A 12,466-nucleotide genomic window follows, 5' to 3' on the forward strand; every position below is an offset into this window, starting at 1 on the left:
GACTGAGAAGAAAAACCATCAGATGCTGAATGCCTTGTGAAGGTATTCTTCAAGACATGCGACTCAATCAACTCGATGGATTGCTGGCCTTCTGGAAGGTCGCCGAGCACCGCGGCTTCTCTGCAGCAGCGGCGGCGCTGGAGGTGTCGCCCTCGGCGCTCAGTCAGGCGATACGCCAACTGGAGTCCCGTCTGGGCGTGCGGCTGCTGAACCGCACCACCCGCAGCGTCAGCCTCACCGAGGCCGGCCAGGCCTATCTGTCCAGGATCGGGCCGGCGCTGGGGGACGTGCTGGACGCGACCGAACAGCTCCATGCCCAGCAAGGCCGCCCCTCCGGCGTGCTGCGCCTCAACGCGGCGCGCGTTGCCGTGGCCATGGTCCTCCAGCCGCTGCTGGCGGATTTCCTGCGGGCGTACCCGGATGTCCAGATCGAGATCACCAACGACGAAGGCTACGTGGACATCGTCGAACAGGGCTTCGATGCCGGGGTGCGCCTCGGCGAAAGCATCCAGAAGGACATGGTCGCCGTGCCGCTCGGGGGGCTGGTCTCGGCGGCCATCGTGGGGTCACCCGACTACTTCCGGCGACACCCCATGCCGCTGCACCCCTCGGATCTGGCGCACCACCAGTGCGTGCGCTTCCGGTTCTCCGGCAGCGGGGCGATCTACAAGTGGGAATTGCAGATCGATGGCCGCCTGGTCGAGGTCGAGGTCGGCGGTCACCTCACGGTCAGCGACTCGCTGTTCTCCATCGAGGCGGCGCTGGAAGGCATCGGGCTGGCCTACACCTTCGCCCCCCTGGCCCTGCCGCACCTCCAGTCCGGCAGGCTGATGCGTGTGCTGGACGACTACTCGCCGACATTTCCCGGCTTCTACCTCTACTACCCGAGCCGACGGCAGCAGCCTCCCAAGCTGAAGGCGTTCGTGGACCACGCGCTGGCAGGCGCAAGCGAGCCGTCCCTCGGGGTGTCCAGCAGATCCCTGGCAATTCCCGTAGAGTCTTCTTCGCCAGCCTTGCCCACACCCGGAGCCACCCGATGACCGACCCTACCCCCTACACCCCGCCCCCGATCTGGACCTGGAACAAGGCCAACGGCGGTCAGTTCGCCAGCATCAACCGCCCCATCGCCGGCCCGACGCACGAGAAGGCCCTCCCGGTCGGTCGCCACCCGCTGCAGCTCTACTCGCTGGCGACGCCCAACGGCGTGAAGGTGACGATCCTGCTGGAAGAACTGCTGGCCCTGGGCCACACGGGCGCCGAGTACGACGCCTGGCTGATCAGGATCGGCGACGGCGACCAGTTCGGCAGCGGCTTCGTCGCAGCCAACCCGAACTCCAAGATCCCCGCGCTGATGGACCACAGCGGCCCGAAGCCGATCCGCGTGTTCGAGTCCGGCGCGATCCTGATGTACCTGGCCGAGAAGTTCGGCGCCTTCCTGCCGACCGAGCCGGCCAAGCGCGCCGAGTGCCTGTCATGGCTGTTCTGGCAGATGGGCAGCGCGCCCTTCCTCGGTGGCGGCTTCGGGCATTTCTACGCCTACGCGCCGACCAAGATCGAGTACGCCATCGACCGCTACGCGATGGAGGTCAAGCGCCAGCTCGACGTGCTCGACCGGCAGCTGGCCGAGCAGCCCTACATCGCGGGCGAGGACTACACGATCGCGGACATGGCGATCTGGCCGTGGTACGGCGCGCTGGCCAAGGGGCTCGTCTATGGCGCGGGCGAGTTCCTGCAGGTGCAGGACTACAGCAATATCCAGCGGTGGACCGATCAGGTGGCGGCACGGCCGGCGGTGCAGCGCGGGCGCAAGGTCAACCGCGTCCAGGGTGATCCGGCCAGCCAGTTGCACGAGCGGCACGACGCCTGCGACTTCGACACGAAGACGCAGGACAAGCTGGGCGGCTGATCGCTCGGCAAGCGGACGGTCAACCGATGGCGAGTCCGCAGCCCAGATCGTCCAGCAGTTGGAAAACCTCGGACTCGAAGTGCGCGATGGGCTGCATGCGCCCCGCATCCCGCAAGGCTCCTACCGGCACCCGGTCCCCGAACAGCATCACCACCGGACAGGTGTTGTCGCGCACGGACATCCAGTACAGCCCATGCACCGTCGGCATGTGCTGCCAGACGTGCAGCGCCCACTGGCGGGTGCGTGGATAGTCCGGCTGCTCCATGCCGAACAGGTCTGCCACCTTGAGACCACAGGCCCGAAGCCCGACGCTCGACAGATTCGCCAGCACCAGATCTGGCAACCCGATCTCGCTCAGATGCAACGGGCTGGCCTTGTCCTGCTCCCAATCGTGCAAGTGCCCGGTCGGAGGGGTGGGCGTGTCGTGCAGCACCACCTCCGCGATGGCGCCTCGCGGGGTCTGCGCTGCGTAAAGGGTCGGGATCACACCGCCGGTCGCGGGATCGATGAGCGGGCTGAACCGGGCGTTGCCATGCGGCGTGTCATTGAACGCAGTCGGCGCATGGTGGCCGGACACCCGATCGAAGCGGTGCACGCGATACCAGACGCTCCCTGGGAGATGTTGGGTCCGGAACGGTTTTTCGGGTGGTGGCAGCGGCAGGTCAGCCATGCTGGGGGCCGGCCATGTGGGCTCGGGACGCCTCCATGACGGTAGCCGGCTCTGTCGCGAGCAGCTCACGCGGTCTGCGGCCTGCCAAGCGCGAGCTGCTGGACTCGAACCACGAGGCGATGCGCAGCGGTGAGTGCCCCCCCAGGATCTTCAACACCGCGCGCAACTCGGCAACCGGCTGTCCCAGCAGGTCGAACGCATAGTCCGGGAACACCTTCTGCCCCCGGTGCTCGATCGCGAAGACCCGCCCCTGGCTCAACCACCGGCTGGGCAAGGAATGCGGGTTGGAGGCTTCGGGATCAGCCCGGACACCCACTTCGCGGGAAGTCAGCCAGACCGTGCCATTCAGGATCGCGTCAGCTGCACGTTGCTTCAGCCGCTGGGCCACTGGGTCATGGCGGCGAATGGGGGTGCGATCGACCAGTGCCTGCACATCCTCCCCCGGTGCAGACGGAAGGGCAGCTTGACCCGGCAGGACGGCCGCCGTGATCTGCACCAGCGTGTCCACGCCGACCACCAGCCGAATCTCGCGGATGTCGCGGATTTCCAGCGCATTCCCTTTGAGCAAAATGCCGCCGCGCGCTGCGATCACCGATGCTTTGGCTCGGCCGGGCGTGGCGGCGGGCGATGAGGTGGCTTTGGTCATGGCGGCATGGCGATGAGTGCGATTATCAGGAGTCTATACCCGACGCGCGCAAATCGCATTCATCGCATGCACTGCCATGACTGACCAATCGACTCAAACCAGCGGCACCGTCATCCGTGCAATCACGGGCGCGGTCTCGGGCCGCACCCCGCGCCACCACACGAACGCCTCGGCCGCCTGCTCCACCAGCATCCCGACGCCATCGGCCAGCCGCGGCACGCCCGCGTTCTGCGCCAGCCGCAGGAACGGCGTCAGCCCCTTGCCGTAGACCAGCTCGTAGGCCAGCACCGCCCCGGTGAACACCGACGCCGGCACGGCGGGCAGTTCCGCCTTGAGGCTGGCGGAGGTGGCGTTGAGCACCACGTCGAAACGCTCGCCGGCCAGATCGCCGAAGCCGCAGCCGGTGATGCGCCCGCGCCCGCTGAACGCCGCGGCCAGTGCGGTGGCCTTCTCCGCCGTGCGGTTGGCGATCACCAGCGCGGCCGGCTGCTCGGCCAGGAACGGCAGCAACGCGCCGCGCACCGCCCCACCGGCGCCCAGCAGCAGCACCCGCTTGCCCACCAGCGCCACGCCGAGGTTGCGCTGGATGTCGTTCACGAGGCCCACGCCGTCGAAGTTGTCGGCCCAGATGCGGTCGCCTTCGAACTTCAGCGCGTTGGTGGCGCCGGCCAGCTCGGCGCGCTCCAGCCGGTCGGTCGCCAAGGTGAAGGCTTGCAGCTTGAACGGCGCGGTGACGTTCATGCCACGCCCGCCTGCGTCGCGGAAGGCGTGGACGGCGCCCGCGAAGCCGTCGAGCGGGCCTTCGAGTGCGGTGTACGCGATGTCCTGCGCGGTCTGCTGGGCAAAGGCGCCGTGGATCAGCGGCGACTTGCTGTGCGAGATGGGGTTGCCGATGACGGCGTAGCGGTCGGTCATGTCGGTCCTTGTCGGGGCGTTGTCAGGGCTTATTTCGAGAAGAGCACGCCGTCTGCCTGCATCGCCGCGATCTCGTCGGCGCTGAAACCCAGGCGGGCGGCCACGTCGGCATTGTGCTGGCCCAGATCGGGCGCCACCTGGTGAACCGTGGTGTCGCAGCCGGAGAAGCGGAACGGCAGGTTCGGCAGCCGCAGCGTGCCGAAGCGCGGGTGTTCCTGCGCCATGACCATGCCGCGCGCCTGGATCTGCGGGTCGTTGATCACCTCGTCGATGCGCTGGACCTTGGCGGCGGGCACGTCGATCGCGTCCATCAGCGCCAGCACCTCGGCCACCGTGCGCACCGCGACCCACGGCTTGACGGCGGACAGGATCTCCTCGCGGGCGGCGTTGCGACCGCCGGAGGTGTGGAAGCGCGCGTCGCTGCCGAAGCCGGCCGGGCCGCCGTGCTGCTCGACCAGCTTGGCAAAACGCTTCCAGGCGTCGTCCACCTGCGCGGCCAGCACGAGGTCGCCGTCCGCCGCGCGGAAGACGCCGTACAGCGTCGAGGTCGGCATGTCGTGGCCGGTCTGCTCGGGCAGCACGGTGCCGCCGGACAGCGTGTAGCACTGCACCGCGTATTCGTGCATCGACACCAGGCAGTCGTACAGCGCCATGTCGATGTGCTGGCCCTTGCCTGACGTGACACGACCAAGCAGCGCGGCGTTGATGGCGGCGACCGCGTGGATGCCGGTGTACATGTCGCCCAGCGAGATGCGCAGCAGCGGCGGCGCCTCGCCCGGCATCCCGACCATCTGCATGATCCCGCTCTTGGCCTCGGCGATCAGGCCGAAGCCGGCGCGGTGCGAATCCGGGCCGGTGTGGCCATAGGCGGAGATGGAGCAGTAGACGAGCCGGGGATTGCGCGCCGAGAGTTCCGCGTAGCCGAGGCCGAGCTTGTCGAGCGCGCCGGGGCGGTAGTTCTCGATGAACACGTCGGCCGAGTCGCACAGCTTGCGCATGAAGTCCTGGCCACGCGGGTCACGCATGTTGACGCTCACACCCTGCTTGCCCATGTTGAGCTGCAGGAAGTAGCCGCTCTGCTGGTCGTCGAGGACGTGCGCGTGCTGGCGGCCAGCATCGCCGGAGCCGGGGCGCTCGACCTTGATCACCTCGGCGCCGAGCGCGACGAGGCAGCGGCCGACGTAGGGGCCGGCGAGGAAGTGCGAGTAGTCGATGACGCGGATGCCGGCCAGCGGCAGCGGCTGGGCGGACGGGTGGGCGGTGTTGTCGGTGGACGGGTTCATGCGGATTTCCTCGGGACCATGACGCGGTGCTCGCCGCACTGCACGACTTCGTCGCGCTGGTTGATCAGCTCGGACGGCAGCACCAGGATGCCCCAGCCCGGCCGGCTCTTCGATTCGCGTTTCACGCCGACGTGGAAGCGCACGCGCACCACGTCGCCCAGCTTGATGGGCGCGACGAAGCTCCATTCCCAGCCGAGCGACATGCCCGGCTGGAAGCGCATCGCGCTGTTTGTTTTCAGGCCGTCGGCGATGGACAGGCCGAACAGGCCGTGCGCGACGCGGGTGCCGAATGGCGTCTGGCGGGCGTAGTCCTCGTCGGTGTGGACGGGGGTGTGGTCGCCGCTCAGGTCGGCGTAGGCCAGCACGCGGGCCTCGGTGACTTCGTAGGGCGGGCTGGTGCAGCTCGCGCCGACTTCGGCGTCGTCCCAGTACAGGTCGTGGGTGGTGTCGTAGGCGGTGGGCATCGGAAACCTTGTGGGACAGTGAAATTCAGCTTCGCGGGTTGATCGACAGCGCCTGCGCGACGCAGCCCGCGGGGCGGGCCTGCATCAGCTCGACGGCCAGCCCGTCCGGCAGGCGCAGCCAGTTGCGGCCCTGCGGCATCTCGGTGACGCCGAAGGTGTGGGCGGCAGCGATGGCAGCCTCCACGTCCTCGCACATGATCCCGAGGTGCGCCAACCGCCCTTCCGGCCCCGCGAAATCGGGCTTGGCGATGAACTGCATGCCGCCGAGGGTCCAGTACTGGACCGGGTCCGCTTCGGTGCCCTGCACTTCGCGCATCGCCATGCCGAGCACGTCGTGGAAGAAGCGGATGTGCCAGTGGATGTCGCGCACCCAGATGGCGACGTGTTCGAGATAAGCCTTGGGAGCCATGGTCATTCCTTGGGTTGCACGGGTTGGCGGTCGATCGCCATGCGCCGCTCGATGCCCTGGATGCAGGCGACCAGCGCGGCGTTGACGGGAGTGGGCATGCCGACACGCGCACCTGCACGCACGACGGCCCCGTTGATGAAGTCGATCTCGGTGATCGAACCTTTTTCCAGGCTCTGCAGCATCGAGGTCTTGAACGCGAACGGCAGCCCGGCCGCGGCGCGGTCCCAGGCTTCGACCGGCTCGGCCATGCTCAGCCGGACACCGCTGGCACGGGCCACGGCCATCGCTTCGGCGACCGCCGCGAGCGCCGTGTCGCGCAGCGCGGGAATGGCGTACAGCTCGCCGTAGACCAACCCCGTGATGCCACTGAGCGCGCCCGTGGCCACGTTGATCAGCAGCTTGTCCCACATCGTGCCGAGGATGTTGTCGCTGACCTCGGTGCGCAGGCCGGCGCGGTTGAACGCGGCGGCGATGGCCTGCACGCGGGGCGTGGCCGTGCCGTCGAGTTCGCCGATGACGGTGTGCTTGCCGGTGACGCCGGAGAGGATGCGGCCGGGGCCGAGCATCACGCCGCCGACGTAGGTCTTGCCCGCCAGCACGCGCTCGCGGCCGACGACCTCGGCGAGGAGGTCCTCGTGCCCGAGGCCGTTCTGCAGCGACAGCACGACGGTGTCCGGGCCGACGATCGACCGGGCGCCTTCGATGGCCGTGCGGGTATCGAAGGACTTGACCAGCACGACGACGACATCGGCCACGCCCAGCCCTTCGCACGAGGTCGCGGCGCGCACGGCCACGGCGCGTTCACCGTCCGGCGTGACCAGCGCGAGGCCGTGGGCGTTGATCGCGGCGACGTGGGCCGGCGAGCGGTTGACGAGCGTCACGTCGGCGCCCGCTTCGGCGAGTGCGCCACCGATGGCGCAGCCGAGTGCACCGGCGCCCAGGATGCAGATGTTCAAGGTGATCCCCTGTGGTCGATGCCAGTGACGATAGGACCGCAGCGGCATGCGGGCAATGCAATACAGTCAATACATTGCATTGGATATCGCAATGTGTGCCGACGACCTCTCCCTGCCCGACACCCGGCTGCTGCGCCTGCTCGACCTGCTCTACGACACCCGCAGCGTCACCCGCGCCGCCGAACACCTCGGTCTGAGCCAGCCGACCGTCAGCATCTGGCTGGCGCAACTGCGTGCGCAGTACGGCGACCCGCTGTTCGTCCGCACCCCGAGCGGCATGGCGCCGACGCCACGCGCCGACGCGATGATCGGCCCGGCCCGCGAGGCGCTGGACGCGATGCGCCGCCTCGGCCGTGCGGGCGCCGACTTCGATCCGGCCACCAGCACCCGGCATTTCCGCATCGGCATGACCGACGCAAGCCACATCACGCTGCTGCCGCCGTGGCTGGCCCAGGTGCGGGTGCTGGCGCCATCGGTGCGCCTGTCGGCGGCACGCATCGACGACACCACCGCGCAGGCACTCGCCGCGGGCGAGGTCGATCTGGCGGTCGGGCTGGTGCCGTGGCTGGAGGCGGGCTTCTACCAGCAGACGCTCTACCCGCAGGACTGGGTCTGTCTGGTCAACGCCCGCCACCCGCGACTCGGCGCCACGATCGACCTGGCCGCCTACGAAGCCGAGGCCCATGTCGGCATCGCCGCCGGCACTGGCGCGCGGCTGCTGGCGCAGGCGCTGGCCGATGCGGACGTGCAGCGGCAGGTGCTGCTGGAGTTGCCGGGGTTTCTCGGGCTGGGGGCCATCCTCTCGACCACCGACCTCGTGGCCACGCTGCCGCGCCAGATCGGCGAGACGCTGGCGCGCACGAACGGGCTGCGGGTGCTGGCCTGCCCGGTGGCCATCCCCGGCTTCACCGTCAAGCAGCACTGGCACGCCCGCTACCACCACGATGCCGGCAACCGCTGGCTGCGCGGGGTGTGCGCGGCGCTGTTCCTGCGGCCACAGGCAAACCCGCCCTGACACTGCACCATGCGGGTGCTAGATTCGCTGCATGACCACCCCCGACCGGGCCAAGAAACCGCCACGCCGCACCGCCGAGCGCATCCTCGACCACTCGCTGGCGCTGTTCAACCGCTATGGCGAACCCAATGTCTCGACCAACGCGATCTCGGCCGACCTGAACATCAGCCCCGGCAACCTGTACTACCACTACCCGGCCAAGGAGACGCTGGTCAACGCGCTGGTCAGCCGCTACGAACAGGCCCTGACCGACGCCCTCGTCGCCGCCGGCCCGACCGACGATGCGGAAGGTGCGTGGAACCTCGTGCCCGGCCTGCTGCGGCTGGCCTGGGACTACCGCTTCATCTTCCGCGATCTGAACGACCTGCTGACGCGCAACCGCCAGCTGGAAACGCGTTGCCAGGCAGCGCTCGCGCTGCAGCAGGCGGCGGTGCGCGAGCGGGTGGTGCGGCTGTGCGCGATCGATGGCCTGCCGCTCACCGACGAGGAGGCCGGCGCGCTGTCGGTGTCCATCGTCGTGCTGCTGACCTACTGGCTCAGCTACGAATACGTGCGCGACCCACGCCGCGCGCTGGAGCCGGACAACGCCGACGCCGCTGTGCGCCACGGCACACGGCAGGTGATGGCGCTGCTGTGGCCCTACCTGAGCGCAGACTTGCGGCGCCAGCTGCGGCCCGGCGCGACGGCGGTCAAGCCTTCAGAAACTCCATCTTCCCGCCCAGCCACCGGCTGATGTGCGCCCGCGCCGCGTCCGGGTGCGCGTCGAGCAGGCCCGGGGCTGCCGCCTTGGCGCGCTCAAGCAAGACGCCGTCCTCCCCCAGATCGGCGAACTTCAGCAGCGCATCGCCGGACTGCCTGGCCCCCATGAATTCGCCCGGCCCGCGGATCTCCAGGTCACGCCGGGCGATCTCGAAGCCGTCCGTCGTCTCGGCCATCGCCTTCAATCGCTCGCGGCCGGTCTGGGACAAGGGCGAGGTGTAGATCAGCACGCAGACACTCGCCACCGCGCCCCGCCCCACCCGCCCGCGCAACTGGTGCAACTGCGCGAGGCCGAAGCGCTCGGCGTGCTCGATCACCATCACGCTGGCGTTGGGCACGTCCACGCCGACCTCGATCACCGTCGTCGCCACCAGCACGCTCATCCGCCCCGCCGTGAACTCGGCCATCACTGCCGCCTTGTCCGCCGAGGACATGCGCCCGTGCAGCAGGCCGACCGCCACGCCATCGAAGATCGCCGAGAGCTGGGCGTGCGTCTCGGTGGCGTTCTGCAGGTCGAGCGCCTCGGACTCCTCGATCAGCGGCACGACCCAGTACACCTGCCGCCCCTTGTTCACCTCGTCGCGCACGCGGGCGATCACGTCGTCGCGGCGACCGTCGGCGAAGACGCGGGTGACGATGGGTGTGCGGCCCGGGGGCAGCTCGTCGATGGTGCTGACGTCGAGGTCGGCGAAGTAGGTCATCGCCAGCGTGCGCGGAATGGGCGTCGCGCTCATCATCAGCAGGTGCGGCTCCAGCTTCTGCTCGGCCAGCTTGTGGCGCAGCTCCAGCCGCTGCGCCACGCCGAAGCGGTGCTGCTCGTCGATCACGGCCAGCCCGAGCCTGGCGAAATGCACGTCGCCCTGGATCACCGCGTGCGTGCCGACGATCAGCCTGGCGTCGCCGGACGCGATGCGCTCGACCATCGCCGTGCGCGCCTTGCCCTTGCGGCTGCCGGTGAGCCAGGCCACGCCGATGCCCAGCGGCTCCAGCCAGTGCAGCAGCTTGCGGAAATGCTGCTCGGCCAGGATCTCGGTCGGCGCCATCAGCGCGCACTGCCAGCCGGCGTCGATCGCCACCGCTGCTGCGAGTGCCGCCACCACCGTCTTGCCCGAGCCGACATCGCCTTGCAGCAAGCGGTGCATCGGCTGCGGGCGGCGCAGGTCGGCGGCGATCTCGTTGGACACGCGGTGCTGCGCGCCGGTGAGCGAGAACGGCAGCGCGGCCAGCAGCTGCTCGTGCAGGCCGCCGGACTTGGCCTTCAGCGACGGCGCGCGCAGGCGGGCACGCTCGCGCTGCGCGGTGAGCTGCGACAACTGCTGGGCGAGCAGCTCCTCGAACTTGATGCGCTGCCAGGCGGGATGCGTGCGCTCTTCCAGGGCAGCGAGGCTGGCGCTCGACGACGGGTGGTGCAGGAACGTCAGCGCCTCCCGCAGGCCCGGCAGGCCCTTCGGCACGACCCCGCGCGGCAGCACCTCGTCGAGCGGCGCCCGCTTCAGGCCCGCCGCGACCGCCTTGCGCAGGTAGGCCTGCGGCAGTTGCGCGCTCGTCGGGTAGACCGGCGTGAGCGCATCGGACAGCGGCGCGCCGGGCTGCACGACCTTGAACGCCGGATGCACCATCTCCCGCCCGAGGAAGCCGCCGCGCACCTCGCCCCGCGCCCGCACCAGCGCGCCGGGCACCAGCGCTTTCTGGTGCGACGGGAAGAAATGCACGAAGCGCAGGACCAGCTCGTGGCGCCCCTCGACCAGCCACACGACCAGCTGCCGCCGCACACCCTGGACCGACGCCTCGCGCACGATCGCCTCGACCTGCACCGTCTCGCCATCGCGCAGCGCGGACATCGGCGTGAGCCGCGTCTCGTCCTCGTAGCGCAGCGGCAGGTGCAGCGCCAGGTCGATGTCGCGCACGAGGCCGAGTTTGTCCATCGCCCGCTGGGGCGCGGACTTGGCTGGGGCCGCAGTGGCCACAGGGACGGCGAGGGAAGAATGGGGATTCACAGGGCAACGATAGCGCAGCGTTATATTCTGCCCCCCGCCGATCGCTGCCCCATGACGCCTGCCGTGACCCACACCGTCGCCGACTTCGACTTCGACCTCCCGCCCGAGCTGATCGCGCAGCACCCTGCCGCCGAGCGCAGCGCCTCGCGCCTGCTCGACGGCCGCACGCGGCCCGCGGTCGAGCGCGTGTTCCGCGAACTGCCGGCGCTGCTGGAGCCGGGTGACCTGCTGGTCTTCAACGACACCAAGGTGATCCGCGCGCGGCTGTACGGCGCCAAGGACACCGGCGGCAGTGTCGAGGCGCTGGTCGAGCGCGTGCTGCCCGGTGCGGCGGACGGCCGGCACGAGGTCTGGGCCCACCTGCGCGCCAGCAAGTCGCCCAAGGCGGGGCAGACGGTGCAGTTCCGCGATGCGGCCGGCGCCACGTTCGCGGCGGAGGTGCTCGGGCGCTGCGGGCCGGAGGGTGGGCTGTTCCATCTGCGTCTGCCAGGGGATGCGCTCACGCTGCTGGAGCAGTTCGGCCATGTGCCGCTGCCGCCCTACATCACCCATGCGGACGACGCCGACGACGAGCGCCGCTACCAGACCGTGTTCGCCCGCCATCCCGGTGCGGTGGCCGCGCCGACCGCGGCGCTGCATTTCGACGAAGGTGTGCTCGCGGCGCTGGAGGCGCGCGGCATCGGGCGTGCCAGCGTCACGCTGCACGTCGGTGCCGGCACCTTCCAGCCCGTGCGCGTGGACGCCATCGCCGACCACCGCATGCACAGCGAGTGGTTCGAGGTGCCGCAGGCGACGGTGGACGCCATCGCCGCGACCCGCGCCCGCGGTGGCCGGGTCGTCGCGGTCGGCACCACCACGCTGCGCTCGCTCGAATCCGCAGCGCTCGGCGGCACGCTGCTGGCCGGCGCGCGCGAGACGGACATCTTCATCACGCCGGGCTTCGAGTTCCGTGTCGTGGACCGGCTGGTGACCAACTTCCACCTGCCGCGCAGCACGCTGATGATGCTGGTCAGCGCCTTCGCCGGCCACGACACCATCCGCACGCTCTACGCGGAGGCGATCGCGCGCCGGATGCGCTTCTTCAGCTACGGCGACGCGATGCTGCTCCAGCGTGCAGCAATGCCGGTCAACCGCACAGATCCAACGGGAAACAGCGCTGTCCCAGGCTGACAAAAGCACGTGCCGGTTTGATCCTGCGCAAGCTGGCGCCAGCATCGTGCTCTAACTTGGCGGCATCCGATTGCAACGCGGCCTCTCTGCCGCCTCAGGAGCCTCCATGAACAACACCCTCCCGACCTCGCTCGCCCTGCTGGTGCTCGCCCTCGCCGCGACGGCCGCGCAAGCCGGCTCGGCCAAGGACGACGCCATGCTCGCCCTGGCCAGCAAGAGCGGCTGCATGACCTGCCACCACATCGACCCGGGCGCCAAGGGTCCGGATGGCCTCGC

At 69.6% G+C, this 12,466-nt stretch carries 13 protein-coding genes; 5 read left to right on the top strand and 8 right to left on the bottom strand.

The window, feature by feature from the left end:
- Nucleotides 1–56 precede the first annotated feature (56 nt).
- Nucleotides 57–1,040: a LysR family transcriptional regulator gene (locus AB3X43_RS02985; RefSeq protein ID WP_369428401.1), complete on the top strand. Its 984-nt coding sequence runs from the start codon at nt 57–59 to the stop codon at nt 1,038–1,040.
- Complete coding sequence (gene yghU / locus AB3X43_RS02990) at nt 1,037–1,906, top strand: glutathione-dependent disulfide-bond oxidoreductase (RefSeq protein ID WP_369428402.1); 870 nt, start codon at nt 1,037–1,039, stop codon at nt 1,904–1,906. The genes AB3X43_RS02985 and yghU overlap by 4 nt, the downstream gene beginning before the upstream one ends.
- A gap of 19 nt (nt 1,907–1,925) precedes the next feature.
- Here the strand turns inward: yghU and AB3X43_RS02995 are convergent, their stop codons facing one another.
- The 7 genes from AB3X43_RS02995 to AB3X43_RS03025 all read right to left on the bottom strand — a co-directional run bounded on the left by AB3X43_RS02995 (nt 1,926) and on the right by AB3X43_RS03025 (nt 7,249).
- Entirely contained in the window at nt 1,926–2,501 is a 576-nt protein-coding gene (locus tag AB3X43_RS02995) for an RES family NAD+ phosphorylase (RefSeq protein WP_369428403.1), read from the bottom strand.
- Nucleotides 2,502–2,568: 67 nt separating this feature from the next.
- On the bottom strand, nt 2,569–3,222 hold the full coding sequence (locus AB3X43_RS03000; RefSeq protein WP_369428404.1) for a hypothetical protein: 654 nt from the start codon (nt 3,220–3,222) through the stop codon (nt 2,569–2,571).
- Nucleotides 3,223–3,315: 93 nt separating this feature from the next.
- Nucleotides 3,316–4,137, bottom strand: a complete 822-nt coding sequence (gene aroE / locus AB3X43_RS03005) for a shikimate dehydrogenase (RefSeq protein ID WP_369428405.1) — start codon at nt 4,135–4,137, stop codon at nt 3,316–3,318.
- A 29-nt stretch (nt 4,138–4,166) separates the two neighbouring features.
- Nucleotides 4,167–5,420 (bottom strand): CaiB/BaiF CoA transferase family protein, encoded by a 1,254-nt coding sequence (locus tag AB3X43_RS03010; protein ID WP_369428406.1) that lies wholly within the window; start codon nt 5,418–5,420, stop codon nt 4,167–4,169.
- Nucleotides 5,417–5,884, bottom strand: coding sequence for a MaoC family dehydratase (locus AB3X43_RS03015; protein ID WP_369428407.1), 468 nt, complete (start codon nt 5,882–5,884; stop codon nt 5,417–5,419). The genes AB3X43_RS03010 and AB3X43_RS03015 overlap by 4 nt, the downstream gene beginning before the upstream one ends.
- 25 nt (nt 5,885–5,909) lie before the next feature.
- On the bottom strand, nt 5,910–6,293 hold the full coding sequence (locus AB3X43_RS03020) for a VOC family protein (RefSeq protein WP_473965050.1): 384 nt from the start codon (nt 6,291–6,293) through the stop codon (nt 5,910–5,912).
- Between the two features lie 2 nt (nt 6,294–6,295).
- On the bottom strand, nt 6,296–7,249 hold the full coding sequence (locus AB3X43_RS03025; protein ID WP_369428409.1) for a ketopantoate reductase family protein: 954 nt from the start codon (nt 7,247–7,249) through the stop codon (nt 6,296–6,298).
- 91 nt (nt 7,250–7,340) lie between these two features.
- Between AB3X43_RS03025 and AB3X43_RS03030 the strand changes: the two genes are divergently transcribed.
- Both AB3X43_RS03030 and AB3X43_RS03035 read left to right on the top strand, forming a co-directional pair.
- Nucleotides 7,341–8,264: a LysR family transcriptional regulator gene (locus tag AB3X43_RS03030; RefSeq protein WP_369428410.1), complete on the top strand. Its 924-nt coding sequence runs from the start codon at nt 7,341–7,343 to the stop codon at nt 8,262–8,264.
- A gap of 31 nt (nt 8,265–8,295) precedes the next feature.
- Nucleotides 8,296–8,997 (top strand): TetR/AcrR family transcriptional regulator, encoded by a 702-nt coding sequence (locus AB3X43_RS03035; protein ID WP_369428411.1) that lies wholly within the window; start codon nt 8,296–8,298, stop codon nt 8,995–8,997.
- Here AB3X43_RS03035 and recG read toward each other — a convergent pair.
- Nucleotides 8,954–10,990: an ATP-dependent DNA helicase RecG gene (gene recG, locus AB3X43_RS03040; RefSeq protein WP_473965051.1), complete on the bottom strand. Its 2,037-nt coding sequence runs from the start codon at nt 10,988–10,990 to the stop codon at nt 8,954–8,956. The genes AB3X43_RS03035 and recG overlap by 44 nt on opposite strands.
- A gap of 81 nt (nt 10,991–11,071) precedes the next feature.
- On the opposite strand from recG, the gene queA reads away from it, so the two are divergent.
- Complete coding sequence (gene queA, locus AB3X43_RS03045) at nt 11,072–12,190, top strand: tRNA preQ1(34) S-adenosylmethionine ribosyltransferase-isomerase QueA (protein WP_369428413.1); 1,119 nt, start codon at nt 11,072–11,074, stop codon at nt 12,188–12,190.
- Nucleotides 12,191–12,466: the final 276 nt, after the last annotated feature.

It is taken from the genome of Sphaerotilus sp., from assembly GCF_041083715.1.
Lineage (GTDB): Bacteria > Pseudomonadota > Gammaproteobacteria > Burkholderiales > Burkholderiaceae_C > Sphaerotilus.